This window comes from Nonomuraea sp. NPDC050383 (assembly GCF_044459125.1).
Lineage (GTDB): Bacteria > Actinomycetota > Actinomycetes > Streptosporangiales > Streptosporangiaceae > Nonomuraea.
Map to the genome: position 1 here is coordinate 25,326 of NZ_JBITIP010000022.1, position 26,099 is coordinate 51,424.

Genomic DNA, 26,099 nt, shown 5'->3' on the forward strand with positions numbered 1-26,099 from the left:
CTCGTTGCCAACCCTAGGGGTGCCGAAACGTGTTCAAGAAGAACAGGCATGGAATTCAGATCAAGTCGGCGGAGCAGCTGGAGAAGATGCGCTCGGCCGGTCTCGTCGTCGGGCGCACGCTGGACCTGCTGAAGCGCTCGGTCGAGCCGGGCATGACGCCGCTGGACCTCGACGTCATCGCCGAGAAGGCGATCAGGGAAGAGGGCGCGGTCCCGTCGTTCAAGGGCTACCAGGGCTTTCCCGCGACGATCTGCGCGTCGGTCAACGAGGAGGTCGTGCACGGGATCCCGACCAAGGCCCGCAAGCTGCGTGAGGGCGACATCATCTCGATCGACTGCGGCGCCATCCTCGACGGCTGGCACGGCGACTCGGCCGTGACGGTTCCCGTGGGGGAGGTGGCCCCGGAGCTCACGGAGCTGATGCGGATCACCGAGGAGGCCATGTGGTGCGGCATCGCCGCGCTCACCCCCGGCCGCCACCTGTCCGACATCGGCTACGAGATCGAGCGCTACGTCCGGTCGCAGGGCCGATTCGGCATCCCCCCGGAGTACGGCGGCCACGGCATCGGCACCGAGATGCACATGGATCCGTGGATCGCCAACCACGGCCGGCCGGGCAAGGGCCCGCTGCTGGAGGAGGGCATGTGCCTGGCCATCGAGCCGATGGTCAACCTCGGCACACCTCGGACCCGCGTGCTGGCCGACGACTGGACCGTCGTCACCATCGACGGCAAGCAGTCCGCGCACTTCGAACACAGCGTCGCCGTGACACATAATGGACCTTGGGTGCTTACCGCTCTAGACGGGGGCGAATCGCGCCTGGCGCAGCCGCACAACTGACCGGGAGTGGTGGGATGGCTCAGAGCCCCGAAATGCGTGCTTCCGATGCCGATCGCGACCGGGTGGCCGCAGTGCTCCGCGAGCACACCGCCCAGGGCCGGATCACCATGGAGGAGTTCAACGAGCGGCTGGAACACCTCTACCAGAGCAAGACCTACGGCGAGCTCCAGCGGCTGACCTCGGACCTGCCCGACGTGGACCTGCGCCACCGGCAGCTCGCCAAGAAGACCGACAAGGCGGCGGCCAAGCAGGCCAAGGCGCACGCCGGCATGCGGGCCGCGTGGGCCTCATGGGCGATGGCCAGCTCCGTGAACTGGGTCATCTGGCTGATCGTCAGCGTGACGGCCGAGCATCTCATCTACCCGTGGCCGTTGTGGGTCATGGGCCCGTGGGGTGTGATCCTGCTGATGAGCACGATCTTCGGGTCCGGGGGATCATCGAAGAAGCGCTGAAGTGTGCACTAGTGCACTCTGCGCATTCCTCCACAGATCGGACAGTCGAATCTTCCTAACGTGAGTCGCATCGAGAAGCACCGACTCACCGGAGGAAGACATGCAGAAGCTCATCGCGGCGGCCACCCTCGCCGGCTCCCTCGCCACCGGGCTCGCCCTGGCCGCCCCCGCCGCGCAGGCGGCCACCACCACCGCCACGGCCGGCGCGGCCCGGAGCGCCCCGGTCCACAAGTGGGGCACGTTCTACTCCAAGAGCCACAGGGCCCACAGCTACGGCTACACCTGGAAGTCCGGTGGCCGGGTCTACACCAAGTGGTACGGCAAGGAGTCCACGCCCAGGTCCGGCTGGATCTGGTTCCGGTACGAGGTCAAGGGCGGGGGCGGCGGCAAGTTCGTCCGCCAGTGGGACGGCTCGCGCAGTGAGACCTGGTCGAAGAAGGGGCTCGCCCGGGTCTACACGTACACCTGCTGGGGCGGCAAGTTCAACGACTGCGGCAAGGTCTACCGCATCTACTGATGCTCCACCGCACTCCACGGACGCGGCCATCACGGGGGCGGCCATCACGGGCGTCGCCTTCGGCGCCACCTCGCACGTCGTCCGGGCTCCCGCGGCTCCGGCTCCGAGGCCCGCCGGCATCCCGCCGGCGGGCCTCGCGCATGCCAAGGGCGTGCCTCCGGAAGGGGCGCGGCCGCCGGGGTGGGTCACGCGCACTTGGGCGTGGGGTAAACTGTCTCGTGGTTGTGTCAGGACACCTGGCACGCGTTTCGCGTTTTAGGCTCAGGTGTCGTACACTCCTTAGTCGGCTCACTATGACTATCACGCGTCGGCGGTCCTTGCCGGCCGTCGCTCTCTTCGAAGCGTGAAGTCGCGGCTGCTTAGTGAACCGGAGCCTCAGACGATCGATCAGTGAAACGCGAGGGATTTTGGCCAAGAAAGACGGCGCCATCGAGATTGAGGGCACTGTGGTTGAGTCGCTCCCGAACGCGATGTTCCGGGTGCAGCTCGACAACGGCCATAAGGTCCTGGCCCACATCAGCGGACGGATGCGGATGCACTACATCCGAATCCTCCCCGACGACCGGGTGGTCGTGGAACTGAGCCCCTACGACCTCAGTCGTGGGCGGATCGTCTACCGATACAAGTGAAGACGTCTGAGGAACACGAAGGACAATGAAGGTAAAGCCGAGCGTCAAGAAGATCTGCGACAAGTGCAAGGTGATCCGCCGGCACGGTCGCGTCATGGTGATCTGCGACAACCTGCGCCACAAGCAGCGTCAGGGCTAGTCGCCGCAAAGGCTTCTCCGAGTCCGCCCCGATTTCAGGGAGCGGGCTCGACGCATGAGAAGCCTGGGACTGTAGTAACGCTTCACACCTGAGCAGGCGGCGTGCCGCCCCGAGGCTTCGGCTCCGGGACGCGCACGGAAGGCCGGACCACTCAGGAGACCCCCGGTCGGAGGCCGGGGCCCTCACCCCGGGCATGGGGAGGGGAGATGAGGCGTAAGACCTCCGCCACCACGAAGGAGAATGCCCGACCATGGCCCGCCTGGTTGGCGTCGACCTCCCCCGCGAAAAGCGGCTGGAGATCGCTCTCACCTACATCTACGGAATCGGCCGCACCCGCGCCCAGGAGATCCTCGAGGCGACCGGTGTCAGCGGCGACCTCCGGGTCCACCAGCTCAGCGACAACGAGCTCGTCCCGATGCGTGACTACATCGAGGCGAACTTCAAGATCGAGGGTGACCTGCGTCGCGAGGTCCAGGCCGACATCCGTCGCAAGATCGAAATCGGTTGCTACCAGGGCATCCGGCACCGCAAGGGCCTGCCCGTCCACGGCCAGCGCACCCAGACCAACGCGCGCACCCGCAAGGGCAAGAAGAAGACCGTGGCCGGCAAGAAGAAGCCCGGTAAGAAGTAGTCCTCGCAGCCGCGGGACCGAACACCTCAGGAGTGAAGGCAAAGGATGCCTCCTAAGAGCCGTCAGGGTGCGCCCAAGAAGGTGCGCCGCAAGGAAAAGAAGAACGTCGCTCACGGGCACGCCCACATCAAGAGCACGTTCAACAACACGATCGTCTCGATCACGGACCCCAACGGGAACGTGATCTCCTGGGCCAGCGCCGGCCACGTGGGTTTCAAGGGCTCCCGTAAGTCCACCCCGTTCGCCGCCCAGATGGCTGCCGAGAACGCCGCTCGCCGCGCCATGGAGCACGGCATGCGCAAGGTCGACGTCTTCGTGAAGGGCCCCGGCTCCGGTCGTGAGACCGCGATCCGCTCCCTCCAGGCCACCGGCCTCGAGGTGGGTTCGATCCAGGACGTCACCCCGGTGCCGCACAACGGCTGCCGTCCGCCGAAGCGCCGCCGCGTCTGATCCCCAGGAGATATTGAGAAATGGCTCGTTACACGGGCGCGGACTGCAAGCTCTGCCGTCGCGAGAAGACCAAGCTCTTCCTCAAGGGCAGCAAGTGCGAGTCCGCCAAGTGCCCCATCGAGATTCGCCCTTACCCGCCGGGTGAGCACGGTCGCGGACGTCCCAAGGAGTCCGAGTACCAGCTTCAGCTTCGTGAGAAGCAGAAGACCCGCCGGATCTACGGCGTCCTCGAGAAGCAGTTCCGCAACTACTACGAGGAAGCCGCGGGCAAGAGCGGCAAGTCGGGTGAGGTTCTCCTCCAGATCCTGGAGAGCCGCCTCGACAACGTGGTGTACCGCGCCGGGTTCGCCCAGTCGCGTGACGCCGCCCGCCAGCAGGTCCGCCACGGCCACATCCTGGTCAACGGCAAGAAGGTCGACATCCCGTCGTACCGCGTGCGCGAGCACGACATCATCGAGGTGCGCGAGACCAAGCGCAACCTTCTGCCGTACGAGGTGGCTCGCGCCACCGCCGGCGACCGCACCGTCCCGGCCTGGCTGGGCGTCGTGCCGGAGAAGCTCCGCGTCCTGGTTCACCAGCTGCCCGTCCGGCAGCAGATCGACACCCAGGTCCAGGAGCAGTTGATCGTCGAGTACTACTCCAAGTAGCAACTCGTCTGCCTGATGGCGTACGGCCCGCCCGTACGCCATTTAGGCTGTATAGCGGAGTGGCGTCATATAGCGGTCGCCACACGACAAGGGGAGAACCCGCATGCTGATCGCTCAGCGCCCGACTCTTCTCGAAGAGTCGATCGACGAGACCCGGTCCCGGTTCATCATCGAGCCGCTGGAGCCGGGCTTCGGCTACACCATCGGCAACTCGCTCCGCCGCACGCTGCTGTCGTCCATTCCGGGCGCGGCCGTGACGAGCATCCGGATCGAGGGCGTGCTGCACGAGTTCTCGACCGTTCCCGGGGTCAAGGAAGACGTCACCGACATCATCCTCAACCTCAAGGAGCTGGTCGTCTCCTCCGAGCACGACGAGCCGGTCGTGATGTACCTGCGCAAGCAGGGCCCGGGTGAGGTCACCGCCGCCGACATCGCGCCTCCGGCCGGTGTCGAGGTGCACAACCCCGAGCTGCGCATCGCCACGCTGAACGGCAAGGCGAAGCTGGAGATGGAGCTGACCGTCGAGCGCGGTCGCGGCTACGTCTCCGCCGCGCAGAACAAGCAGCCCGGCCAGGAGATCGGTCGCATCCCGATCGACTCCATCTACTCGCCGGTGCTCAAGGTCACCTACAAGGTCGAGGCGACCCGAGTCGAGCAGCGCACCGACTTCGACCGCCTGATCCTCGACGTCGAGACCAAGCCGGCCATGAAGCCCCGCGACGCGGTGGCCTCCGCCGGTAAGACCCTCGTCGAGCTGTTCGGCCTGGCCCGTGAGCTCAACGTCGAGGCCGAGGGCATCGACATCGGCCCGTCGCCCACCGACGCCGCTCTGGCGGCCGACCTGGCGCTGCCGATCGAAGAGCTCAACCTGACCGTCCGGTCCTACAACTGCCTCAAGCGCGAGGGCATCCACACCGTGGGTGAGCTGGTCGCGCGCAGCGAGCAGGACCTGCTGGACATAAGGAATTTCGGCGCCAAGTCGATCGAAGAGGTCAAGCAGAAGCTGCACGAGATGTCGCTGGCGCTCAAGGACTCCCCGCCCGGGTTCGACCCGAGCGCGGTGGCCGGCGCCGGTTACGACGACGACGACAGCGCGTACGTCGAGACCGAGCAGTACTGAACCATCGCGAGGGCTCTTCCTCGCGAACTCTCGCGCCGGGCGGCCCAGCCGCCTGGCGCGGGCGACGATAACGGATCGCATCGAACGACTGCGACCGGCCCGACTCCGGTACCTGGCACGGCCGGGGCGGGTTAACTCACAAGGAGATCCCCATGCCCAAGCCCACCAAGGGTGCACGTCTTGGCGGCAGCCCGGCGCACGAGAAGCTGATCCTGGCCAACCTGGCCACGGACCTGTTCCGCCACGGCAAGATCCGCACCACGGTCGCCAAGGCCAAGCGCCTTCGCCCGGTGGCGGAGCGCCTGATCACCAAGGCGAAGAAGGGCGACATCCACAACCGTCGCCAGGTCCTCGCGGTCGTCAAGGACAAGGGCGTCGTCCACCACCTGTTCACGGACCTCGCGACCACGTTCGCCGAGCGTCCGGGCGGCTACACCCGCATCACCAAGGTGGGTCCGCGCAAGGGTGACAACGCTCCGATGGCCGTCATCGAGCTGGTGACCGAGCCGCTGAACCCGGTTCGCGTCTCCCGCGCCGCCGCTCCGGCCGCCGCCGCGGCGCCGGCCCAGGCCGAGGAGAACGAGGCTCCGGCTGAGGCGACCGAGGCTCCGGCCGCTGAGGCAGCGGCCGCCGACGAGGCGCCCGCCGCTCAGGCTGACGAGGCCGACGCCTCGGCCGAGGCGAAGAAGGACGAGGCCTGATCTTTCAGGTCCCAGGCGTCGCGGGCCCGGCCCCCTCACGGGGTGCCGGGCCCGTTTCGCGTTCTGTGGTGGTTTCGTTGTGCTGGCATCTGCCGTGCTGGTGCACGGCTCTGGGAGGTAGCTCGTGGTACGGCTCCGCCTCGACCTCGGGTACGACGGCACCGACTTCTCCGGCTGGGCCCGCCAGCCGGGCCGGCGTACCGTGCAGGGCGAGATCGAGCAGGCGCTCGGCCGGATCCTGCGGCTGGAGGAGCCGCCCGCGCTCACGGTGGCGGGGCGGACGGACGCGGGCGTCCACGCCCGGCACCAGGTGGCGCACGTCGACGTCGCGGTGGGATCGCTGTCCGAGCTCGACCGCAACCGCCGCGCGTCCGCCGCACCGGAGGAGCAGCCCTCCGCCGGCGCGGCCACGGAGGAGTTGCCGCTGGACGTCGATGAGCGGCTCGCTACGCTCGTGCGACGGCTGGCGGGGGTACTGGCGCAGGATGTACGGGTTCATCGCGTCTCGGTGGCTCCTGAGGGCTTTGACGCCCGGTTCTCCGCGCTGTCCCGCCGGTACGCGTACCGGGTGAGCGACGCGCCCGGAGGGGGCGACCCGTTGCGGCGCAGGGAGGTCGTGTGGCACAACCGCCCGCTCGACCTCGACGGCATGAACACCGCCGCCGAGCGGCTGCTGGGCGAGCACGACTTCGCGGCGTTCTGCAAGAAGCGCGAGGGCGCCACCACGATCCGCGAGCTGCAACGGCTGCAGTGGGTGCGTCAGGACGACGGGCTGCTGGTGGCGACCGTGGTGGCCGACGCGTTCTGCCACTCGATGGTGCGGGCGTTGGTGGGGGCGCTGCTGGCCGTGGGTGACGGCCGGCGGCCGATCCCGTGGCCGGCCCATGTGCTGGGGGGCGCCGTACGGGACAGCGGGGTGCACGTCGCGCCCGCGCACGGCCTGTGCCTGGAGGAGGTCCGCTACCCGCCGGCGGAAGAGCTGGCGGTACGCGCCGCCGCGACGCGACGCGTCCGCTCCCTCTGACCTCTGCCACGTCCTTGGCGTGCGTGTTGCCGGGGTGCGTCCGCCGGGTCAGTCGTTGGAGATGCGGCGCTCCAGGACGAGCGACATCTCGTCGCGGAAGGCGTCGCTGACCTTGCCCAGCGTCCGGTCCTTCGCCGCCGGGGTGTGACCGTCGGCGTAGGTGGCGTAACTGAACACGATGTACCGACCCCAGACCAGGCCGGCCGCGTACCCGCCCGCGATGTCGACGCGCTCCCCGCCCGAGCCGGCGGGACCGGGAAGGGCGCGGAACCAGAGGTTGCGGGCGAGGTTCTTGGCCTGGTCGGCCCGCATGGCGGCGTCCTTGGTGGGGAGCACCGCGATGCCGCTGGTCACCGCGTAGCGGCGCTTGCCGTCCACGTACGTCGCCCGCAGCACCCTGCTGCACTTCTGGTCGTGCAGCGCCTCGGCGAACGGCCCCGCGGCGGCCTTGCGGCAGTCGCCCTCCATGTCGGTCACGACCCGTGAGAACGCGGCGCCGGCCGCGTCCACCTTCTTCTCCGGGAACGCCTCGGTCAACGACAGCTTGCGCTTGTCCGTCTCCTCGGAGTCGAGCACGGCCGCCGCCGGGGCGCTCGACGGCGCGCCGGCGGTGGGGGACACGGCCGAGGGCGCGGACGCGGACGGCGCGGGGGCGGTGGTGGGCGCCGTCGGCTGCCGGGTGGCCGCCGTGGGCGGGGGCGCGCTCAGCGACTTGTAGGCGAAGAAGCCGCCGGTGGCCACGCCTCCGAGGACGACCACGCCGAGAACGGCCAGGACGGCCCGCCTGGCCTTGTTCGGCTGGGCGGCCGGCGGGGTGGGGGCGGCCGGTGGCTGCTTGAACGCGCCCAGCGGGTGACCGCCGACGCCGCCCGGGGGCGGGGTGGGCAGGTCGAACGCGGCGGGCGAGAGGGGGGAGCGGGGCGGCGGGGTGCTCGGTTTGCCCCAGATCTCGCGGCTGAAGGGCAGCTCGGGAAGTTGCTCCTCCTGACGCTGCTCCTCGGTCTGGGGAGGGGGCGGCCAGGCACCGGACTGACGCCCGGCCTGGGGGCCGTTGGCACCGACCGGACCTGGCCCGTTCTGCCCGGGCCCGACCGGACCTGGCCCGTTCTGTCCGGGCCCGACCGGACCTGGCCCGTTCTGTCCGGGCCCGACGGGGCCTGGCCCGTTCTGTCCGGGCCCGACGGGGCCTGGCCCGTTCTGTCCGGGCACGTTCTGTCCGGGAGGGTTCTGTCCCGGGGCGGCGTGGGGCGGAGCGGTCTGGCCGGGCACGGGGTGACCGGGCGGGGCCTGGCCAGGGGCGCTGTGGCCGGCGGGGTGGGGGGCCGTGGGCTGACCCGGGTTCGGCGGACCGGCCATGGGCTGACCGGGGGCGGGGTGGGGGGCCGTGGGCTGGCCCGGGTTCGAGGGGCCGGTCGCGGGCCGGCCGTTCGGGGGATGAGCGGCGGTGGGCTGGCCCGGGACGGCGGAAGCGGCGCTCTGGTGTGGTGCGGTCGCTTCCTGCTGTGGTGCGCCCGGTGAGGTGGCGGCCGGGCGAGAGGTGCCTGGTGGCGCGGCGGCCGGGTGAGAGGTGCCTGGTGCCGCGGCGGTCGGGTCGGGCGTGCCCCCCTGGGGCGTGCCTCCCTGGGACGTGCCCGTCTGCGGCGCGCCCACGTGGGCGGTGTCTCCCTGGGACACACCGGTCTGGGGAGCACCTTCCCGGGATGTGCTCGCTTGAGGCGTGCCCTGGTGGGGTGTGCCCGGGTGGGGAGCGTCCTGGTGAGGTGTGCCGGTGTCGGCGGGGGTGGTCGGCTGTGGGGCGGTGGGCCCCTGGGCGTGGGGGGGGGCCTCGGCGGGCGGCCAGACCGGGACGTCGCTGGGCTCAGGGGGGCGTGCGCCGTGCGGGTGCTCAGGGGAGCCGCTGGGTGCGGCGGGCTGGGGACCGGTCGGGGCATGCTGCTGGGCGTGGGGTGACGTGCCGGGGGCCGTGGCCGGGCGGGGCAGGTGCGGAACGGTGTCTCCGGAGCCGGACCACTGCGCCCCGGCGGGGAGGGTGTCGTTCGCGTCGGGTGCGGACCGGCCCGCACCCGAGGCGGGCGGCTGCGCGGCGGCGCGGGGTGGGCGGCCCGTCTCGATGGGATGAGAGGCGGTCGAGTCGGCGTCGAGCACGTCAGGCAGTGTGGCGTTGGGGTCGAAGCCGTGCGGAGGCGGGGTGTGCGCGGTCTCGGGTCCCGGTGCCTGGTGAGGACCTGCGGTGTGGTGGGCGGGTCCGTACGGGGCCGCCGAAGGGGACGGGAACGCGTGGGGCGCCGTGGTGTTGGGGTCGGCGTGCGTCCTGGCGTCCGGGGCCAGGTGGTCCGTGGTGAGGGCCGCGTCGCTGTCCAGGCCGGGGACGGGCTCGCCCGTGGCGGCGGGCCACGGGGGCATGGCTGGCGGGTCGACGACGGGTGCGGGCCACACCTGCATGCCCGCGGCTGCGGCCGTGAAGGCGGGCGGCGGCTCCCAGGGCGGCGCGCCGGGCACCACCGGGCCGGCGGCCCACGGCGGGGGCTGCTCGGGCGAGCCGGTCGGTGGCGCCGGCGGGAAAGCCTGTCCCGGGGGCTCGGCGGCGGCTTGGGCGGCGGGCACGTGCCAGGGGCCCGGCTCGGGAGGGGGCCAAGGGGCGGACGGGTCGGTCGCCCACGAGTCCGGCTCTGGCGAGGCCCACGGCGTGGCGGCGTCGGCCGGTGCGGGCCCCTGCGTGGACCCGGTGTGTCCTTGCGGAGATCCGGTGGGCCCTTGCGGGGGCCCGGCGTTCCCCTGCGCGGACCCGGTGTCCCCCTGCGGCAGGTGGGAGATGGTCGCGTGGGTGTACGGGGCGTCCGCGTACCAGTCGTACGGCGCGGCGTCTCGCCCCGGCACCTCCCACGGCTGCGCGTCCGCCGGGAGGCCGCTGCCGCCCTGGCCCGGTGCGGCCGCGTGCTCGCCGCTGCCGTACGACATGCCGTACGACGACGTGCCGTGGGGTGACGTGCCGTACGGCGGCATGTCCTGGGGCGACGTGCCGTACGGCGGCATGTCCTGCTCGGGCGGTGGTGCCGGCGTGGACGGGGGCACGGGCGGCGGGCCCCAGGTGTACGGGGGACGCTCGCGCCCCGTCACGTCGGACGGCTCGGCAGAGGACGGAGCGGACGGCGGCGGGGCATGTCGCTCAGCGGGCCGGCCGAAGCTCGGCGGTGGCGTCGCCGGTGCCGCCGCGCCGTCGGCGTCTCCACGATCGTGCTCAGACCCAGGTTCCTGGCCACGCATAAGGGCGAGCCTAGCGAGAGTCGGAAGATCGTCATGGCGGTATGGGCGTTCCCGGCGGCATCAGGTGAGTGCTTTGTGACCTTGTTGGGTGAAAGGAGCGTTTTAGGCGGGGTGGCCGGTCAGCGAGCGCGTGTCGAGTGCCTTGAAGACGGTCGCCTTGGCGATCTCGTCGGCAGTCCGCATGATCGCCTTCTGGCTCTTCTTGTCGGGTTTGCTGCCGTCCTTGTTCTGGAACCAGATCATGACCGCGTAGTGGCCGTGCGTCCACACCTGGGCGCCGCCGCTGCCGGAGCCGACGAGCTTGGTGACCGCGTCCTTGCCGGGCAGCGGCTTGACGTAGTTGGTGTCGCTGCCGGCGGAGGCGACCTTGGTGGCGTTCTTGCCGGTCTTGAGGTTGGCCACGCCGACCGTGCCGATGACCTTGCCGGCCTTGTCGCGGAAGCTGGCGCGGATGAGCTGGGTGCACTTGCCGGCCGTCAGCGCCTTCTGCAGCTTGCTGCCGAGCGCGCCGTCACCGCACTTCTTGAGCTTGCTGGTGATGGTCATCTCGTACGAGCGTCCGGACACGGCGAACTTCTTGCTCGGGAACAGCTCCTTGACCGTGAGCGGATCCGGGTCGGTGGCCCGCTGGGCCGCGTACCCGTACTTGCCGGGGGGCGCGGACGGCAGCGGGGCGGAGGTGCGGCGCGGGGCGGTGGCGGCGGAATCGGAGCTCCCGGCCTTCCACATCATGGTCAGACCGACCACGAGCACGGCCAGCACCGCGAGGCCGCCGAGCGTGAACCACAGCGGGCCGCGCGACTTCTTGCCCTCGGCGTACGGGCTCCACGTCTCGCGCCGCTCGGGGCGGGCCTCCTCGGCGACCGGCGCCTTCTGCGGGCGATCCTGGTACGGCGGACGGGCGAAGGCGCTGGGCTCGGGGGCGGGGGAGGCCCCGGTCTCGGGGGCGTCGTCACGCTTCCTGCGGAAGCGGCTGGCGATGCGCTGGGTGCTGCTCTCGCTGTCGTCGGGGAAACCCATGCGGGCGAGATTACCGCGAGGCTGTCAGGAATATCCGAAGTCCTGGGTCCACCACGGGCCGCCGGCGCCGGACACCACGCCGACGCCGATGGCGCGGATGCGGCAGTTGAGGATGTTCTGGCGGTGGTCACGGCTGTCGAGCCAGCCCTGCACGGCCTCCTCCGGGGAGGCGTAGCCGCGGCCGATGTTCTCGGCGGCGCCGGCCCGGTATCCGGTCCGCTCCATGCGGTCCCACGGGGACCCGCCGTCGGGCGACTCGTGGACGAGGCGGCCGTACTTCGCCATCTCCATCGAGTGGGCGCGGGCCGAGCGGGTCAGCCTGGCGTCGACGCGCAGCGGGCCGCAGCCGCGCTTGAGGCGGGCGGAGTTCGTGAGGCTGACGACCTTGGCCGCCATGGCCGGCGAGAGCTGCAGGACCTCCTCGCCGAGGACGCGCGTCGGGTCACCGGCGGTGTAGCCGGGGATGAGGTCACCGGTCGGCGTCCTGGTGGGCTGGACCCGGCTGCGCCCGCGGGGGAGCGCGGTGGCCGTCGTGGTCGCCCGCGCGATCCGGTCGGCGCGAGGCCGCGCCGGCTTGGGCGTCGGCGTCGCCTTGGGGGTGAGGGGCGGGGCGGTCTCGCTGAGGTAGATGTGGCCGGTCGGCTCGGCGCCGTCGCTCATCCGGCCCAGCAGCACTCCCGTGAAGAACAGCGCGGCCATGAGGCAGACCAGCACGCCCAGGTGACTCCGGCGCCGTGCGCTCCGCTGGGTGTGCCGGGTGTGAGAGCTCTGCCACATACGGCCACCAACGATAGAGATGTCGGCTCATGGTAAAGAAGGGATTGCCGGGAACCGAAATAGAACCGTTCTGTGGTCGGGTAGAATCGTGCGAGGTTACCGGTCTTTTGACCTGCGCCCCCTGGGGCGGGTAGCCTAATCGTTCGTTGTGTGCATAGGTCCAGCGTGACCGATGCGCGGCGCGTCCGGCGTCATCTCCCATCTATGTGGAGACGGAAGGTCCGGGCCGTCGTGTGCCCGCACCGACCGAACCCAGCGCTGTCGCATCCGGCAGCGCGCCGAAGACGCGAGCATAAAGAAGGCTACGACCGTGCGCACGTACTCACCGAAGCCCGCCGACGTCCAGCGTCAGTGGTACGTCATCGACGCGACCGATGTCGTGCTGGGCCGGCTGGCCAGCCACGTCGCGATCCTGCTCCGCGGCAAGCACAAGCCGATCTTTGCCAACCACGTCGACACCGGTGACTTCGTCATCGTCATCAACGCCGACAAGATCGCGCTCACCGGCAACAAGCGTGAGCAGAAGAAGGCTTACCGCCACTCGGGCTACCCGGGCGGTCTGCGTTCCGTCAGCTATGGCGAGCTCATGGACAAGCGGCCGGACAAGGCGGTCGAGAAGGCCGTCAGGGGCATGCTGCCGAAGAACTCCCTCGGCCGGCAGATGGCCAAGAAGCTGAAGGTCTACGCGGGGTCCGAGCACCCGCACCAGGCCCAGCAGCCGGTGCCGTTCGAGATCACCCAGATCGCCCAGTAGCACTTCAAAAGAGTTAGAGGAGAACCGTGGCTGAGCCCACCGGTGTCGAGACGGCCGTCGAGGCCGAGGTGGAAGACTTCTCCAGCGAGGAGTTCCCTTCCGAGTACACCACCGAGTCCGCTGCCAGCGCTGACGCCCCCGTGCGCAAGCCCGTCACCACGGGCAACTCGTACGGCACCGGCCGCCGCAAGGAGGCGATCGCCCGCGTGCGCATCGTCCCCGGCACCGGCAAGTGGACGATCAACGGGCGTTCCCTGGACGTCTACTTCCCCAACAAGGTCCACCAGCAGATCGTCAACGAGCCCTTCGTGGTGCTCGGCGCCGAGGACGCGTTCGACGTCATCGCGCGCATCGACGGCGGTGGCGTGACCGGCCAGGCCGGCGCCCTGCGCATGGGCCTGTCCCGCGCGCTGTCGATCCTGGACGTCGAGGTCAACCGGCCCCCGCTGAAGAAGGCCGGCTTCCTCACCCGTGACGCCCGCGCCACGGAGCGGAAGAAGTACGGCCTCAAGAAGGCCCGCAAGGCTCCGCAGTACAGCAAGCGCTGAGTTGGCGCGCCTTTTCGGCACCGACGGGGTCCGTGGGGTCGCGGGGCGCGACCTCACGGCGGAGCTCGCCATGGACCTTTCGGTCGCGGCGGCTCATGTCCTCGGCGATGCGGGCGCGTTCGCCGCTACCGGACGTCGTCCGATAGCGGTCGTGGGCCGGGACCCGCGTGCCTCGGGGGAGTTCCTCGAGGCCGCTGTGGTCGCCGGCCTGGCGTCGTCCGGAGTGGATGTGCTGCGCCTCGGCGTGCTGCCCACCCCGGCCGTCGCCCACCTCACCGCGGCACTCGGCGCCGATCTCGGCGTCATGCTGTCGGCCTCGCACAACCCCGCGCCGGACAACGGCATCAAGTTCCTGGCCCGGGGCGGCTTCAAGCTGTCCGACTCGGTCGAGGACGAGATCGAGCGGCGGCTCGGCGAGGACTGGAGCTTCCCCGTCGGCTCGGCCGTCGGCCGGGTGCGTGACGCCTACGGTGAGGCCGACCGGTACATCACCCATGTGCTGGCCACGATGCGGGGCGGGCTCGACGGCCTGCGCGTCGTCGTGGACTGCGCCCACGGGGCCGCGCACATGGTGGCGCCGGAGGCGCTGCTGCGGGCCGGCGCCCAGGTGGAGGCGATCGGGGCGCGCCCTGACGGTCTCAACATCAACGACGGCCACGGCTCCACCCATCTGGACAAGCTCCAGCAGGTGGTGATCTCGCGCGGCGCCGACGTCGGCATCGCCTACGACGGCGACGCCGACCGCTGCCTCGCGGTGGACCACACCGGCGCGGTCGTCGACGGCGACCAGATCATGGCGATCCTCGCGGCCGCCATGCGTGCCGAGGGGACGCTGGCCAAGGACACCGTGGTCGCGACCGTGATGTCCAACCTGGGGTTCAAGCTGGCCATGCGCGAGGCGGGCATCACCGTGGTGGAGACCGCGGTGGGCGACCGTTACGTGCTGGAACGCATGAAGACCGACGGCTACAACTTCGGCGGCGAGCAGTCCGGCCATGTGATCATGCTGGACCACGCCACCACGGGTGACGGGCTGCTGACGTCGTTGCATCTGCTGGCGGTGGTGGCGTCCTCGGGCAAGCCGCTTCGCGAGCTGGCCTCGATCATGACGCCGATGCCGCAGGTGCTCATCAACGTCAAGGACGTCGACAAGGCCAAGGCCAAGGAGGCCGAGCTCGTGTCGGCGGTCGCCGACGCGGAGGCCGAGCTGGGTGACACCGGCCGGGTCCTGATCCGGCCGAGCGGCACCGAGCCGATGATCCGCGTGATGGTCGAGGCCTCCTCGGAGGATCAGGCCACCAAGGTGGCCGAGCGTCTCGCCGACGTGGTCCGGGTGGTCTGCGCCTGATCCGGACGGCAAGGCAGCAGAAAGGGGTACGGCATACGCCGTACCCCTTTCTCGTGTTTCTCGTGGTCGAGGCCGCTCACTCGTCTCCGGTGAGGGAGAAGACGCGCAGCCGCTGCCCCGCCCACAGGACCGCCAGCACTGTGACGATCACCAGAGCCGGTACGGCGAAGCCGAGCGTCACGTCGGCCCTGAGGAACGGCGAGGTGGAGATCTGGTCGGCGATCGACTGGCCCCACTGCTGGACCGAGAACTTGCGGGCACCGGGGACGAAGCCGCCCACCAGCCCCTCCCAGACCAGGGCGTAGACGACGCCGATCGTCACCGCGTGACGCGTCACCACGCCGAGCAGCAGGAAGACCGCCGCGTACGCGATGCCCGCCACCAGCGTGCCCACGGCGAACCCGGACGCGATCCCGTCCTCGTTGCCCACGAGCAGCCAGGCCGCGACGTAGGTCGGCACCGAGGCGAACAGCGCCAGCAGCGACGCCGCGACGAGGAACTTGGTCCGGGCGATGGCCGGGCGGGAGATCGGCTTGGACATCAGGTGGATGATCGTGCCGTCGTCGATCTCGGGGGCGATCACTCCGGTGCCGGCGATGAGGCCGAGCAGGGGCAGCATGGTGCCGATGGCGAAGTTCTGCATCAGCAGCATGGCCGAGCGCTGGTCGTCGCTGCCGGCCAGGCGCAGCAGCAGGGCCAGGGCCAGGAGCGCCAGGGGCAACAGCAGAAGCAGCACGATCCGCCGCCGCCCCAGCAGCGCCCGGTACGTGATACCTGCGACCACGGTGTTCATTGCCTCACTCCGTTCGGCGGCTCGGGCGCTGGTATGCCTCGCGGGTTCATTCAGGTGCTCCGGTTGATCAGGTAGGAGAAGACGCTTTCGAGGTCCTCGTCGGCGGGGGAGACCTCGTGCAGGCGGATGCCCTCGGCGCGGGCGACCAGGGGCAGGAGGCGGGCGAAGCCGCGGAACTCCACGGCCCGCACCTCCAGCCCGTCGGAGCCGAGGGAGACGCCGCCGGCCGAGTCGTCGCGCATCAGGGCCGCGGCCAGCCGCCGGTCGTCGCTGCTGCGGATGCGGAACAGGTGCGGGCGGTCCGTCATCAGCCGCCGGATCTCGCGGAAGTCGCCCGAGGCGGCGTGCCGGCCGGCGACCAGCACCTCGATGTGCTGGGCCACCCGCTCGACCTCCTCCAGGATGTGGGAGCTGAACAGGATGGTCTTGCCGGCGGCGCCCATCGAGCGGATCAGGTCCATGAGGTGCAGCCGCTGGCGCGGGTCCATGCCGTTGAACGGCTCGTCGAGCAGCAGCACGGGCGGGTCGTGGACGAGGGCGGCGGCCACCTTGACGCGCTGGCGCATGCCCTTGGAGTACGTCTCGACGCGCCGGTCCTTGGGCTCCTCCATCTCGACCGTGGCCAGCGCCTTGCGGGCGGCTTCGACGGGGTCGGGCAGCCCGTGGAGGCGGGCGGCCGACAGCACGAACTGCCAGCCGGTCAGGAAGCCGTACACGCCCTCCCGCTCCGGGACGAGACCGATATTTCGGTAGATCTGGTGGTTCTTGAAGACGCGGGTGCCGTCCAGGGTGACCGTGCCGCTCGACGGGGCGAGGAACCCCGCCATCATGTGCAGCAGCGTCGACTTGCCCGCCCCGTTGGGGCCGAGCAGCCCGGTGACGCCGGGCCTGATGGTCATGGTCACGTCGTTGACCGCGACGACGTTGCCGTACCAGCGCGAGACCTGCGCCAGCTCGATGTTCACCGCGAGGCCGCCTTCCGGTAGCGGAGCGCGAGGGCCGCCGCCGCGGCGGCGATGAGCAGGACCACGATGACGAAGGACACAGGGCCGCCGGGATAGCCGCCCTCCGAGTTCGGCGACGTGCCGAACAGCCACACCTGGACGGCGTCCACCAGCCAGAACGGGTTGATCAGCCAGGCCCACCGGGCGGCGTCGTCGTTGCCGGCCGACAACAGCGTGCCGTACAGGATCGGCACGGAGGCCGAGGCGAGCAGGTAGACGGCGATGACCGAGGCGACGCCGAGCCCGCGCCGCGGCGTCAGCGAGGCGATCGCCAGGCCGAAGGCCGCCAGCAGCAGTGCGAGCAGCAGCCCGGTGACCATGGCGCCCGCGTACTCCTTGGTGCGCGGCGCCCCCGGCAGGTCCACGAGCAGCTCGCCCAGGAACATGACCGTCATCGGCACCGCGAGCAGCGCGTAGAGGGCGAGGGTCATCGCGACGACCTTGGCGCCCACGTACTCGGTGATCGTGACCGGGCGCGACAGGTAGAGCGGCAGGACCCGGAAGCGCAGGTCGGGGGCCACGACCGTGGGCGCCTGCGCGGCCAGGAAGATGGCCAGCACGGCCTGCATGAAGACCGCGAAGCCGCTGTAGCTCATGCCGCGCTGCCGCAGCAGCGCCATCATCGCGATCGACACGACGGCAGGCAGCACCATGATGGCCGCCAGCGCGAACGGCACGATCTTGCCGCGCGCCGGGCGGCCGAGGCCGAAGACGCCGCGCAGGCTGTGGACGGTGAGCGCCAGCGTGGTGTGGCCGCGGCCGAGCCGGGGGCCGTCGTAGTGGCGGTATCCGATGTCGTAGATCTCAGACACCGGCGGCCTCCTTGAAGACGTCCTCGATGCGGTGCCGGCCGCGTTCGAGCCGGATGAGGCACAGGCCGAGGTCGGCGGTCGCGTCGCGGATCGCGTCCAGCGTCTCGGGGCCGGACACCTCCACCAGGAGCATCCGGCCGTGGGGCGCGACGCCGTGGCCCAGCTCGGTCAGCCGGTCGGCCAGGGCCTGGGTGCCCTCGTCGACCTCGACCGTGACGCTGCGCGTCGCCTGGGTGAACTCGCCGATCGCGGACGAGCGCAGCAGCCGCCCGGCGTCGATGACGATCACGTGGTCGCACACCCGCTCCAGCTCGCCCAGCAGGTGGGAGGTGACCAGCACGCTGATGCCGAACTCGGTGCCGATGCGCCGGATCAGGGCGAGCATCTCGTCGCGTCCGCGCGGGTCGAGGCCGTTGGTCGGCTCGTCCAGGAGGATGAGCTTGGGGTCGTGGACGAGCGCCTGGGCGAGCTTGACGCGCTGCTTCATGCCGGTGGAGTAGCCGCCGACGGCGCGGTAGCGCTCCTCGGCCAGCCCGACGTGGCGCAGCACGTCGGCGGCCCGCTCGCGGGCGGCCGTGCGGGGGAGCCCGGACATCCGGGCGAGGTGGACGACCAGCTCGGTGGCGGAGACGTCGGGCGGCAGGCATTCGTGCTCGGGCATGTAGCCGACGAGCCGGCGGATGTCGGCCCCCCGCGTCGCGACGTCGAGGCCGAGCACGTGGGCGCCGCCGGCCGTGGGCGGGAGCAGCCCCAGCAGGATCTTGATCAGCGTCGACTTGCCCGCCCCGTTGGCCCCGACCAGGCCGGTGACGCCGGGTCCGGCGGTGACGGTCAGCCCGTCGAGCGCCGTGACGGTCGGGAAGCGTTTGGTCAGCCCCTCGGTGTCGAGGATGTGCATGATCGGGACACTACCCGCCGCCCTGCTGCCGCCGCATCGGCCGTACGGAGGACGCGCGTCCTACTTGAGGCCAGAATCTGTGCTGCACCACGAGGGTGGCGGTGCCCGCGATCACCATGCCGGCGACGTTCACCGACAGCTGCGAGACCGAGCCCGCGACCTCGGGCCAGTCGCCGAGCGCGATCGCCACGGCCGCGTAGCCCGCGGCGGGCACGGTGGTCACCGAGATGAAGACGCCGATGAGCGCCGACGACTTGCCCGCCGTGACGGACAGCACCCCCGCCACGCCCGCGAGCAGCGCCACGATGAACGACCACCGGTCCGGCTTGACGATGAACTGCACCTCGCTGTTGCCGCGCAGATGCGACGGATCGATCCAGCCGAGCCCGCGCGAGACGAGCGCGCAGGCGACCGTCACGGCGATGGCGATGGCGAAGCCCACCACCAGGGTCCTGAAGGCGCCGGCGATCAGGTGCCAGCGCCCGCGCAGCAGCCCGAAGCAGATGGCCGCGATCGCGCCGAACTCGGGGCCGAGGACCATCGCGCCGACGATCAGGATGATCGACTTCTGAAGCACGCCGATGGCGGCGATCTGCGTGGCGATCGCCAGGAAGGCGAGGTACGCCCAGGTGATGCGGGATTCGGCGTGGACGCGCTGCGCCAGCTCCTCCCAGATGACCGCGTCGTCCGGGTCGCCCGGCGCCTCCGCCACCGCCTCGTCGGCGACCCTGGAGATCGTGAGCTGGATGTTCTCGGCGGCGATCGACCCCTCCTCGCGCAGCCAGCCGAGGTCGCTGATCACCTCGTTGGCCGACTCGCGCGCCACGTCGGCGAGCACGACGTCACCCTTGGGCGTCCGGGCGGCGTCGGGCAGGACGATGATGTTGGTCGCGCCGGTGCACCTCTCCAGCACCGCCGTCACCTCGGCGGTGCGGGAGGAGGGGCTGATCAGTCGCAGGTGGAGCATCGGGCCATTCTCGCGGTAGTCGGAGCCGGGAAGTCGGAGCCGGGAGGTCAGGTGCGGCGCAGGCGCACCCGCCGGACGGAGTGCTGGGCGTCCTTGTGGAGGACGAGGTCGGCGCGGCCCCGGGTGGGGGCGATGTTCTCGACGAGGTTGCGCTCGTTGATGTCGCGCCAGACGTTGACGGCGAATTTCGTGGCCTCGTCGTGCGACAGCTCGGCGATGTGCCGGAAGTACGACTTGGGGTCCTCGAAGGCGGTGCTGCGCAGCTTGTGGAAGCGTTCGACGTACCAGGTGCGGATGTCCTCGACCTTGGCGTCGACGTAGATGGAGAAGTCGAAGTAGTCGTTGACCGCGAGCGAGGTGAGCGGGGCCGGCTGGAGCACGTTCAGCCCCTCAATGATCAGGATGTCCGGACTTTTCACGCTCTGGGTGGCACCGGGGACGATGTCGTACTCCAGGTGGCTGTAGATCGGCGCCTTCACCTCGGCCGTCCCCGCCTTCACCTCGGCCACGAACCGGACCAGCGCCCTGCGGTCGTAGCTCTCCGGGAAGCCCTTGCGGTGCATGATGCCCTTGGACTCCAGCACCGCGTTCGGGTAGAGGAAGCTGTCGGTGGTGATCAGCTCCACGTGCGGGTGCTCCGGCCAGCGGGCCAGCAGCGTGTGCAGCAGCCGCGCCGTCGTCGACTTGCCGACCGCGACGCTGCCCGCGATGCCCAGGATGTACGGCACACGCCGCTCGGGATGGCCGAGAAAGGCGTTCAGCACGCTGCTGCGCTGCTTGGACCCCGTGTAGTGCAGGTTCAGCAGCCTGGTCAGAGGGAGGTAGATGTCGGTGACCTCGACCAGGTCGATGGGGTCGTCGAGGCCGCGCAGCTCTTCCAGCTCTTCTGCGGTGAGAGTCAAGGGCGTGTTCTTGCGGAGGTCGCTCCACTGCTCCCTGCTCAGTTCCACGTAGCCGTTGTTCACCTAGGCAGCGTAGCGACGCGGCCGCGGGCGAGTCCCGGCGGGTCGGCAGGTTATCCACAGCCTGTGGATGAACCTGTGGAGTTCTCGACATTCAGTTCGGGGAAAGGCGCCGTCCCCTGCACCGTCCCCCTGCCGTCATCTCCCCGAAACCGGGAGTGGCGCGGATCCGGGACGGCTACTGTTCGGGGAAGCCAGTGTCCCCGGGAGGGTTCATGGACCGTCGTCGCTTCCTGGCCAGGGCCGCCGTGGCGGCCGCCGCCGGCATCGCCGGGCCGTTCGCGGGCGTCGCCTGCGCGTCGGAGCGCGGCGGGGTCACCCGGGTGCGGGGCTACGGCCCGCTGCGCGCCGTCCGCGACCAACGCGACGGCCAGGTACGCCTCCACCTGCCCGACGGCTTCAGCTACCGCTCTTTCAACGAGGCGGGCGGAAAGTTCCCCGACGGCTCCACCGTCCCCGGCCGCCACGACGGGATGGCGGCGTTCGCCGGACCGCGCGGCACCGCGTACCTCGTGCGCAACCACGAGGTCGGCGGCCCCGTCGGCGCGTTCGGCGACAAGGACAAGGCCTACGACCGGATGGCGGGCGGCGGCACCGTCACCCTCCAGGTCACCGGCCACGGCGAGGTGCTCAAGGCCGGCCCCTCGCTCAACGGCACCATGCTCAACTGCTCCGGCGGCCCCATGCCGTGGAAGGCGTGGGTGAGCTGCGAGGAGACCGTCAACGGGCCCGACGTCGGCGACGACCACACCGGCGGCGACAACTCCAAGCTCACCCGCAAGCACGGCTACATCTTCGAGGTGCCCGTGACCGGCTCCGCGACGGCCGCGCCGATCAGATCGGCGGGGCGGTTCGCGCACGAGTCGGCCGCCTTCGACCCCGAGTCCGGAGCGCTCTACCTGACCGAGGACTGCTTCAGCTTCGCCTCCGGCCTCTACCGCTACCTGCCGCCCAAGCACCCGCTCAAGGCCGGGCGCCTCCTCGACGGCGGGCGGCTCCAGATGCTCGCGGTCAAGGGCTCGCCCCGCGAGGACCTGTCCGCGGGCCAGCGCGCCGGAGCCGCGTACCCCATCGCCTGGGTCGACATCGACGAGCCCGACCCGGACTTCACCGGCAGGCCGCCGAACGACGAGGCCGTGCAGGCCGTCGGCAAGCAGGGCCGGGCCAAGGGCGCCGCGATCTTCTCCCGCCTCGAAGGGGCGATCCACCACCAGGGCACGATCTACTTCGTCTCCACCCAGGGCGGCGCCACCGCCTCGGGCGACACGGCTCCCTCCGGGTTCGGCAAGGGCCGCGGGCAGGTGTGGGCGTACGAGACGTGGAGCGGCAAGCTGAAGCTCGTGTACGAGTCGCCGCGCTCCACGGTGCTGGACCTGCCCGACAACGTCACGGCCAGCCCCCGCGGCACCCTCGTGCTGTGCGAGGACGGAGACGGCGACAACTACCTGCGCGGCCTGACCCGGCACGGCGAGCTGTTCGACTTCTGCCGGATGGAGCCCGTCGCGGGCGACCCGGGCGCGGAGTTCGCCGGGTCCACGTTCGGCCCCGGCGGCCACACGCTGTACGTCAACATCCAGTCCACCCACGGCATGTCGTTCGCCATCTGGGGGCCATGGCAGCGCGGCGCGTTCTGAGCCCGCGGCGTGGAGGCGCCGTTAGCCTGGAGGGATGATCCTGGGCATCGGGGTGGACGTGGTCGACATCGCCCGGTTCGAGGCCACGCTGGAGCGCACTCCCGGGCTGCGGGCGCGGCTGTTCACCGAGGCCGAGCGTGACCTGCCGGCGCGGTCGCTGGCCGCCCGCTTCGCCGCCAAGGAGGCCGTGGCCAAGGCGCTCGGCGCGCCGTCCGGGCTCGGCCACCTGGAAGCCGAGGTGCGGCGTGGCGACAACGGCAGGCCCGAGCTGCACGTGACCGGCCGCGCCGCCGAGGTCGCCTACGAGCTCGGCGTCAAGCGCTGGCACCTGTCGCTCAGCCACGACGCGGGCGTCGCCGTGGCCTACGTGATCGCGGAGGGATAGCTTCGGATCATGCGCACCGCCTTCACCGCCGACCAGATCAGAGCCGCCGAGCGGGAGCTGATGGCCCGCCTGCCCGACGGCACGCTCATGCAGCGGGCCGCGTCCGGGCTCGCCGCCGCGTGCGCGGGGCTGCTCGGCAAGGTGTACGGCAGCCGCGTGGCCCTGCTCGTCGGCAGCGGCGACAACGGCGGCGACGCCCTGTACGCCGGGGCCCGGCTGGCCCGGCGCGGCGCCAGGGTCGAGGCCGTCCTCGCGGGCGGCAGGACGCACGAGGCGGGACTGGAGGCGCTCCTGCTGGCCGGTGGCCGGGTGGCCGGCGCGGAGGCGGTCGGGCGGGCCGATCTCATCGTGGACGGGCTCCTCGGCATCGGGGCGTCCGGGGCGCTGCGGGAGCCGTACCGGGAGCTCGTCCGGGCGGCCAACGCGGCGGCGGCGCCGACGGTCGCCGTGGACGTGCCCAGCGGGGTGGACGCAAGCAGCGGCCGGGTGGAGGGCGCCGCCGTCGAGGCCCGGCTGACCGTCACCATGGGGGCCCGCAAGACCGGCCTGCTGGTGGACCCGGGTGCCGCCCTCGCGGGCGAGGTGGAGCTGGTCGACATCGGGCTCGGCCCCTTCCTGCCCGACCCCGACGTGGCGGGGCTGTCCCGCGCCGACGTGGCGGCCCTGCTGCCGCGCCCGGCCGCCGAGAGCGACAAGTACCGCCGAGGAGTGGTCGGCGTCGTCGCCGGCAGCGACCAGTACACGGGGGCGGCCGTGCTGGCCGTGGGCGGCGCGCTGCTGGCCGGCGCGGGCATGGTCCGCTACGCCGGACCCGGCGAGCCGGTCGCGCAGGTGCGGGCCCACTGGCCCGAGGCGGTCATCACCGAGCTGGACCGGCCCTCGCTCGACGGCGTCGGCCGGGTGCAGGCGTGGGTGATCGGGCCCGGCCTCGGCACGGGCGAATGGGCGCGGGAGCTGCTGGCGCAGGTGCTGGCGAGCGACGTGCCCGTGCTGATCGACGCCGACGGGCTCACGGTGGTCGCCCGCGAGCGCGCGCTGCTCGGCCGTACGGCGCCCGTGCTGGTCACCCCGCACGCCGGCGAGCTGTCGCGGCTCACGGGAGCCGGACGGGACGAGATCGAGGCCGACCGGCTGGCGCACGCCCGGGGCGCGGCGGCCGAGCTGGGCGCGACCGTGCTGCTCAAGGGGTCCACCACGGTCGTCGCCGAGCAGGGCAGGCCGGTGCGGGTCAACGGCACCGGCACCCCGTGGCTGGCCACGGGCGGCACCGGCGACGTGCTGTCCGGCGTGGCCGGTGCGCTGCTCGCGCAAGGGCTCGGCACCTACGACGCGGGCTCGTGCGGGGCGTACCTGCATGGGCTGGCCGGGAGGATCGCCGCCTCGGGCGCGCCGCTGCACGCGGCCGGCGTGGCGGCGGCGGTCCCGGAGGCGATCCGCGAGGTCGGCCGCCCGACGCGGGTTCACCGCTGAACCGCGCCCGGCGCACCCGGGCGCGCAGGGGTTCGCCGGTGAACCGCGCCCAGTCACCTGGGTGAGCTGCCAAACTGGGGGGATGGGATTCCCGATGGCGACGCCCGCGCAGGCGCGGGTCGACCTGGCCGCGATCGAGCACAACGTGGCCCTGCTCAAGGAGCGTGCCGGCGGCGCCGAGCTGATGGGGGCCGTCAAGGCGGACGCCTACGGGCACGGCCTCGTGCCGTCCTCCGAGGCGGTGCTGGCGGGCGGGGCGAGCAGGCTCGGCACCGCGTACATCAGGGAGGCGCTGGAGCTCCGCGCGGCCGGCGTCACCGCCCCGGTGCTGTCGTGGATCATCGGCCCCGGCGAGCCCGTCGCGGAGGCCCTGGAGGCCGATGTCGAGCTGTCGGCGTCCGACGAGACCATCCTGGACGAGATCGCCGCCGCGGCCCGGCGCACCGGCCGCACCGCCCGCATGCACCTGGAGGCCGACACCGGCATGAGCCGGGGCGGCGCGCCGCTCGCCGCCTGGCCCGGGCTGCTGGCCAAGGCGGTCCGCCTCCAGGCCGAGGGCGCCGTCGAGATCGTCGGCCTCTGGTCCCACTTCGCCTGCTCCGACATCCCCGGCCATCCGTCGATCGACGCGCAGCTCTACGCGTTCGAGGAGGCGCTCAAGCTGGCCGAGCAGTCGGGCGCGGGCGGCTCCCACGTCATCAGGCACCTCTCCAACTCCGCCGCCGTCATGACGCTGCCCCGGGCCCGCTTCGACATGGTCCGCTCCGGCATCGCGATGTACGGGCTGAGCCCCGTCCCCGAGCTGGGCGACTTCGGCCTGCGGCCGGCGATGACGCTCCTCGCCCGGCTGTCGCTGGTCAAGCGGGTGCCCGCCGGCTCCGGCGTCTCGTACGGGCACCTGCACGTCACCGAGCGTGAGACCTGGCTCGGCCTGGTCCCGCTCGGCTACGCCGACGGCGTGCTCCGGCACGCGACCGGCCGGGCCGAGGTGCTGGCCGGAGGGCGGCGCAGGCCCGTGACCGGGCGTGTGTGCATGGACCAGTTCATGATCGATCTCGGGAACGACGCCCTGGCCGAGGGCGAGGAGGTCGTTCTCTTCGGATCCGGGGGTAGGGGCGAGCCCACCGCTCAGGAGTGGGCGGATAACCTCGGCACCATCACGCATGAGATCGTGACGAGGATCGGCGCGCGGGTGCCGCGAGTCCACGTGCGCGACAGCCAGGAGTGAGAGGGGGCACGGGGCCATGACCACGACGACACGCCGCAGGGTCGGCATCGCCGGAGCCATCGTCGGTGCCGCGTCGGCGGGGGTCGCTGCGGCGACACTGGCCAAGCGCTACGCGGTGGGCCGGATCAGGGTGCGTCCCGACGCCGAGCTGGCCGAGCCGTTCGGCGAGCTGCGGGGCCGGGAGCGCACGCTGACCACCTCGGACGGCGTGGCGCTGCACGTCGAGATCGACGGGCCGGAGGACGGGAGTGGCGCGCCCCTGACGGTCGTCTTCTGCCACGGTTACTGTCTCAGCCTGGAGTCCTGGCACTACCAGCGCCGCGACCTGCGCGAGAGCCACCGCGTCGTGCTGTGGGACCAGCGCTCGCACGGCCGCTCCCAGCGGGCCGAGGCCGGCGACGCCACGATCGACCGGCTCGGCGACGACCTGGCCGAGCTGCTCGACACGTTCGTGCCTGGCCCCTGCGTGCTGGTCGGCCACTCCATGGGCGGCATGACGATCATGGCGCTGGCCGACCGCCGGCCCGAGCTGTTCGGCGACCGGATCAAGGGCGTGGCGCTCATCGGCACCTCGGCGGGCAAGCTGGCCGAGATCACGCTCGGCCTGCCGGCGCTGGTGTCCAAGGTCGTCCACAAGGTGGCGCCCGGTGCGGTGTCCATGCTCGGGCGCCGTGGCGCGCTGGTCGACCGCACCCGCAACGCCGGCAGTGACATCGCGTTCCTCATCACCCGCTACGTCGGCTTCGGCGACTCCAAGAACGTCAGCCCCACCCTGGTCGACTTCGCCGAATCCATGATCAGGGCGACGCCGACCGAGGTCATCGCCGACTTCTACCCGGCGCTGATGAACCACGACAAGCTGTCCGCGCTCGACGTCCTCGACCCCGTGCCCACCGCGATCATCGTCGGCGACAAGGACTGGCTGACCCCGCCCGACCACAGCCGCGCCATCGCCGCGGCGCTGCCCAAGGCCCAGCTGACCGAGGTGCCCGACACCTCCCACCTGGTCCAGCTCGAACGGCCGGGCGCGGTCAACGACGTGCTGCGCGACCTGATCAAGAGAGTGGAGCTGTAGAGAGTGGGGAG

General features: G+C 71.4%; 28 protein-coding genes. 19 read left to right on the top strand and 9 right to left on the bottom strand.

The annotated features are described in order from the left end of the window. Nucleotides 1-29 precede the first annotated feature (29 nt). The 11 genes from map to truA all read left to right on the top strand — a co-directional run bounded on the left by map (nucleotide 30) and on the right by truA (nucleotide 7,149). Entirely contained in the window at nucleotides 30-839 is an 810-nt protein-coding gene (gene map, locus ACIBG4_RS36330; RefSeq protein WP_310708507.1) for a type I methionyl aminopeptidase, read from the top strand. A gap of 32 nt (nucleotides 840-871) precedes the next feature. After that, the gene (locus tag ACIBG4_RS36335) at nucleotides 872-1,291 is read left to right on the top strand and encodes a DUF1707 domain-containing protein (protein ID WP_397206299.1); all 420 of its coding nucleotides are present in this window, start codon (nucleotides 872-874) and stop codon (nucleotides 1,289-1,291) included. 100 nt (nucleotides 1,292-1,391) lie between these two features. After that, a complete protein-coding gene (locus ACIBG4_RS36340; RefSeq protein WP_397206301.1) occupies nucleotides 1,392-1,808 on the top strand; it encodes a hypothetical protein in 417 nt (138 codons plus the stop codon). Nucleotides 1,809-2,215: 407 nt separating this feature from the next. Continuing rightward, nucleotides 2,216-2,437, top strand: a complete 222-nt coding sequence (gene infA, locus ACIBG4_RS36345; protein WP_012887858.1) for a translation initiation factor IF-1 — start codon at nucleotides 2,216-2,218, stop codon at nucleotides 2,435-2,437. A 25-nt stretch (nucleotides 2,438-2,462) separates the two neighbouring features. After that, nucleotides 2,463-2,576: a 50S ribosomal protein L36 gene (rpmJ, locus tag ACIBG4_RS36350; RefSeq protein ID WP_003956441.1), complete on the top strand. Its 114-nt coding sequence runs from the start codon at nucleotides 2,463-2,465 to the stop codon at nucleotides 2,574-2,576. Between the two features lie 250 nt (nucleotides 2,577-2,826). After that, complete coding sequence (gene rpsM / locus ACIBG4_RS36355; protein ID WP_310708501.1) at nucleotides 2,827-3,207, top strand: 30S ribosomal protein S13; 381 nt, start codon at nucleotides 2,827-2,829, stop codon at nucleotides 3,205-3,207. A gap of 45 nt (nucleotides 3,208-3,252) precedes the next feature. Continuing rightward, nucleotides 3,253-3,657, top strand: coding sequence for a 30S ribosomal protein S11 (rpsK, locus tag ACIBG4_RS36360; RefSeq protein ID WP_020542285.1), 405 nt, complete (start codon nucleotides 3,253-3,255; stop codon nucleotides 3,655-3,657). A gap of 20 nt (nucleotides 3,658-3,677) precedes the next feature. Beyond that, entirely contained in the window at nucleotides 3,678-4,304 is a 627-nt protein-coding gene (rpsD, locus tag ACIBG4_RS36365; protein WP_310708500.1) for a 30S ribosomal protein S4, read from the top strand. A 103-nt stretch (nucleotides 4,305-4,407) separates the two neighbouring features. Continuing rightward, nucleotides 4,408-5,424, top strand: coding sequence for a DNA-directed RNA polymerase subunit alpha (locus tag ACIBG4_RS36370; protein WP_310708499.1), 1,017 nt, complete (start codon nucleotides 4,408-4,410; stop codon nucleotides 5,422-5,424). Nucleotides 5,425-5,576: 152 nt separating this feature from the next. Then, nucleotides 5,577-6,125, top strand: coding sequence for a 50S ribosomal protein L17 (gene rplQ / locus ACIBG4_RS36375; protein ID WP_310708498.1), 549 nt, complete (start codon nucleotides 5,577-5,579; stop codon nucleotides 6,123-6,125). Between the two features lie 124 nt (nucleotides 6,126-6,249). Continuing rightward, a complete protein-coding gene (gene truA, locus ACIBG4_RS36380; protein WP_397206305.1) occupies nucleotides 6,250-7,149 on the top strand; it encodes a tRNA pseudouridine(38-40) synthase TruA in 900 nt (299 codons plus the stop codon). Between the two features lie 48 nt (nucleotides 7,150-7,197). On the opposite strand, the gene ACIBG4_RS36385 is transcribed toward truA, so the two are convergent. From ACIBG4_RS36385 to ACIBG4_RS36395, 3 genes are all read right to left on the bottom strand, one after another. Next, a complete protein-coding gene (locus ACIBG4_RS36385; protein ID WP_397206307.1) occupies nucleotides 7,198-10,266 on the bottom strand; it encodes a hypothetical protein in 3,069 nt (1,022 codons plus the stop codon). A 249-nt stretch (nucleotides 10,267-10,515) separates the two neighbouring features. Further along, the gene (locus tag ACIBG4_RS36390; protein ID WP_397206309.1) at nucleotides 10,516-11,433 is read right to left on the bottom strand and encodes a hypothetical protein; all 918 of its coding nucleotides are present in this window, start codon (nucleotides 11,431-11,433) and stop codon (nucleotides 10,516-10,518) included. A 24-nt stretch (nucleotides 11,434-11,457) separates the two neighbouring features. Then, nucleotides 11,458-12,210 carry a CAP domain-containing protein gene (locus ACIBG4_RS36395; protein ID WP_397206311.1) on the bottom strand — a complete coding sequence of 251 codons (753 nt, stop codon included), beginning with the start codon at nucleotides 12,208-12,210 and terminating at the stop codon, nucleotides 11,458-11,460. A gap of 310 nt (nucleotides 12,211-12,520) precedes the next feature. On the opposite strand from ACIBG4_RS36395, the gene rplM reads away from it, so the two are divergent. From rplM to glmM, 3 genes are read left to right on the top strand one after another with little or no spacing between them, the layout of a single operon-like run. Next, nucleotides 12,521-12,964: a 50S ribosomal protein L13 gene (gene rplM / locus ACIBG4_RS36400; protein WP_310708493.1), complete on the top strand. Its 444-nt coding sequence runs from the start codon at nucleotides 12,521-12,523 to the stop codon at nucleotides 12,962-12,964. 26 nt (nucleotides 12,965-12,990) lie between these two features. Next, complete coding sequence (rpsI, locus tag ACIBG4_RS36405; protein WP_310708492.1) at nucleotides 12,991-13,512, top strand: 30S ribosomal protein S9; 522 nt, start codon at nucleotides 12,991-12,993, stop codon at nucleotides 13,510-13,512. A 1-nt stretch (nucleotide 13,513) separates the two neighbouring features. After that, the gene (glmM, locus tag ACIBG4_RS36410) at nucleotides 13,514-14,860 is read left to right on the top strand and encodes a phosphoglucosamine mutase (RefSeq protein WP_397206313.1); all 1,347 of its coding nucleotides are present in this window, start codon (nucleotides 13,514-13,516) and stop codon (nucleotides 14,858-14,860) included. Between the two features lie 76 nt (nucleotides 14,861-14,936). On the opposite strand, the gene ACIBG4_RS36415 is transcribed toward glmM, so the two are convergent. The 6 genes from ACIBG4_RS36415 to coaA are packed head-to-tail and all read right to left on the bottom strand — an operon-like array spanning nucleotide 14,937 to nucleotide 20,284. Continuing rightward, nucleotides 14,937-15,653 carry an ABC transporter permease gene (locus ACIBG4_RS36415; RefSeq protein ID WP_397206315.1) on the bottom strand — a complete coding sequence of 239 codons (717 nt, stop codon included), beginning with the start codon at nucleotides 15,651-15,653 and terminating at the stop codon, nucleotides 14,937-14,939. A gap of 50 nt (nucleotides 15,654-15,703) precedes the next feature. Further along, nucleotides 15,704-16,618: an ABC transporter ATP-binding protein gene (locus ACIBG4_RS36420; protein ID WP_397206317.1), complete on the bottom strand. Its 915-nt coding sequence runs from the start codon at nucleotides 16,616-16,618 to the stop codon at nucleotides 15,704-15,706. Next, nucleotides 16,615-17,469, bottom strand: coding sequence for an ABC transporter permease (locus tag ACIBG4_RS36425; RefSeq protein ID WP_397206319.1), 855 nt, complete (start codon nucleotides 17,467-17,469; stop codon nucleotides 16,615-16,617). The genes ACIBG4_RS36420 and ACIBG4_RS36425 overlap by 4 nt, the downstream gene beginning before the upstream one ends. Then, nucleotides 17,462-18,367 carry an ABC transporter ATP-binding protein gene (locus tag ACIBG4_RS36430; RefSeq protein WP_310708487.1) on the bottom strand — a complete coding sequence of 302 codons (906 nt, stop codon included), beginning with the start codon at nucleotides 18,365-18,367 and terminating at the stop codon, nucleotides 17,462-17,464. Before ACIBG4_RS36430 ends, ACIBG4_RS36425 begins: the two co-directional genes overlap by 8 nt. Nucleotides 18,368-18,377: 10 nt before the next feature. Then, nucleotides 18,378-19,334, bottom strand: a complete 957-nt coding sequence (locus ACIBG4_RS36435) for a DUF389 domain-containing protein (RefSeq protein WP_397206321.1) — start codon at nucleotides 19,332-19,334, stop codon at nucleotides 18,378-18,380. 47 nt (nucleotides 19,335-19,381) lie between these two features. Further along, nucleotides 19,382-20,284 (bottom strand): type I pantothenate kinase, encoded by a 903-nt coding sequence (gene coaA / locus ACIBG4_RS36440; protein ID WP_397206440.1) that lies wholly within the window; start codon nucleotides 20,282-20,284, stop codon nucleotides 19,382-19,384. Between the two features lie 227 nt (nucleotides 20,285-20,511). Here coaA and ACIBG4_RS36445 point away from each other — a divergent pair, with 227 nt between their 5' ends. The 5 genes from ACIBG4_RS36445 to ACIBG4_RS36465 all read left to right on the top strand — a co-directional run bounded on the left by ACIBG4_RS36445 (nucleotide 20,512) and on the right by ACIBG4_RS36465 (nucleotide 26,088). Next, nucleotides 20,512-21,930: an alkaline phosphatase PhoX gene (locus ACIBG4_RS36445; RefSeq protein WP_397206323.1), complete on the top strand. Its 1,419-nt coding sequence runs from the start codon at nucleotides 20,512-20,514 to the stop codon at nucleotides 21,928-21,930. 34 nt (nucleotides 21,931-21,964) lie between these two features. Next, entirely contained in the window at nucleotides 21,965-22,315 is a 351-nt protein-coding gene (locus ACIBG4_RS36450; protein WP_310708484.1) for a holo-ACP synthase, read from the top strand. A 9-nt stretch (nucleotides 22,316-22,324) separates the two neighbouring features. Next, on the top strand, nucleotides 22,325-23,785 hold the full coding sequence (locus tag ACIBG4_RS36455; protein WP_397206326.1) for an NAD(P)H-hydrate dehydratase: 1,461 nt from the start codon (nucleotides 22,325-22,327) through the stop codon (nucleotides 23,783-23,785). Between the two features lie 94 nt (nucleotides 23,786-23,879). Further along, nucleotides 23,880-25,013: an alanine racemase gene (gene alr, locus ACIBG4_RS36460; protein WP_397206442.1), complete on the top strand. Its 1,134-nt coding sequence runs from the start codon at nucleotides 23,880-23,882 to the stop codon at nucleotides 25,011-25,013. A gap of 16 nt (nucleotides 25,014-25,029) precedes the next feature. Continuing rightward, entirely contained in the window at nucleotides 25,030-26,088 is a 1,059-nt protein-coding gene (locus ACIBG4_RS36465; RefSeq protein ID WP_310708482.1) for an alpha/beta hydrolase, read from the top strand. Nucleotides 26,089-26,099: the final 11 nt, after the last annotated feature.

Bases quoted from the DNA above. Each gene is read 5' to 3' on its own strand.
- ACIBG4_RS36390 (WP_397206309.1), bottom strand. From the start codon at position 11,433: ATGGGTTTCCCCGACGACAGCGAGAGCAGCACCCAGCGCATCGCCAGC.
- ACIBG4_RS36395 (WP_397206311.1), bottom strand. From the start codon at position 12,210: ATGTGGCAGAGCTCTCACACCCGGCACACCCAGCGGAGCGCACGGCGC.
- rpsD (WP_310708500.1), top strand. From the start codon at position 3,678: ATGGCTCGTTACACGGGCGCGGACTGCAAGCTCTGCCGTCGCGAGAAG.
- rplQ (WP_310708498.1), top strand. From the start codon at position 5,577: ATGCCCAAGCCCACCAAGGGTGCACGTCTTGGCGGCAGCCCGGCGCAC.
- rpsK (WP_020542285.1), top strand. From the start codon at position 3,253: ATGCCTCCTAAGAGCCGTCAGGGTGCGCCCAAGAAGGTGCGCCGCAAG.
- ACIBG4_RS36335 (WP_397206299.1), top strand. From the start codon at position 872: ATGCGTGCTTCCGATGCCGATCGCGACCGGGTGGCCGCAGTGCTCCGC.
- ACIBG4_RS36450 (WP_310708484.1), top strand. From the start codon at position 21,965: ATGATCCTGGGCATCGGGGTGGACGTGGTCGACATCGCCCGGTTCGAG.
- ACIBG4_RS36430 (WP_310708487.1), bottom strand. From the start codon at position 18,367: ATGCACATCCTCGACACCGAGGGGCTGACCAAACGCTTCCCGACCGTC.
- rpsM (WP_310708501.1), top strand. From the start codon at position 2,827: ATGGCCCGCCTGGTTGGCGTCGACCTCCCCCGCGAAAAGCGGCTGGAG.
- ACIBG4_RS36415 (WP_397206315.1), bottom strand. From the start codon at position 15,653: ATGAACACCGTGGTCGCAGGTATCACGTACCGGGCGCTGCTGGGGCGG.
- ACIBG4_RS36445 (WP_397206323.1), top strand. From the start codon at position 20,512: ATGGACCGTCGTCGCTTCCTGGCCAGGGCCGCCGTGGCGGCCGCCGCC.
- ACIBG4_RS36370 (WP_310708499.1), top strand. From the start codon at position 4,408: ATGCTGATCGCTCAGCGCCCGACTCTTCTCGAAGAGTCGATCGACGAG.
- rpmJ (WP_003956441.1), top strand. From the start codon at position 2,463: ATGAAGGTAAAGCCGAGCGTCAAGAAGATCTGCGACAAGTGCAAGGTG.
- alr (WP_397206442.1), top strand. From the start codon at position 23,880: ATGGCGACGCCCGCGCAGGCGCGGGTCGACCTGGCCGCGATCGAGCAC.
- ACIBG4_RS36435 (WP_397206321.1), bottom strand. From the start codon at position 19,334: ATGCTCCACCTGCGACTGATCAGCCCCTCCTCCCGCACCGCCGAGGTG.
- ACIBG4_RS36340 (WP_397206301.1), top strand. From the start codon at position 1,392: ATGCAGAAGCTCATCGCGGCGGCCACCCTCGCCGGCTCCCTCGCCACC.
- ACIBG4_RS36455 (WP_397206326.1), top strand. From the start codon at position 22,325: ATGCGCACCGCCTTCACCGCCGACCAGATCAGAGCCGCCGAGCGGGAG.
- ACIBG4_RS36465 (WP_310708482.1), top strand. From the start codon at position 25,030: ATGACCACGACGACACGCCGCAGGGTCGGCATCGCCGGAGCCATCGTC.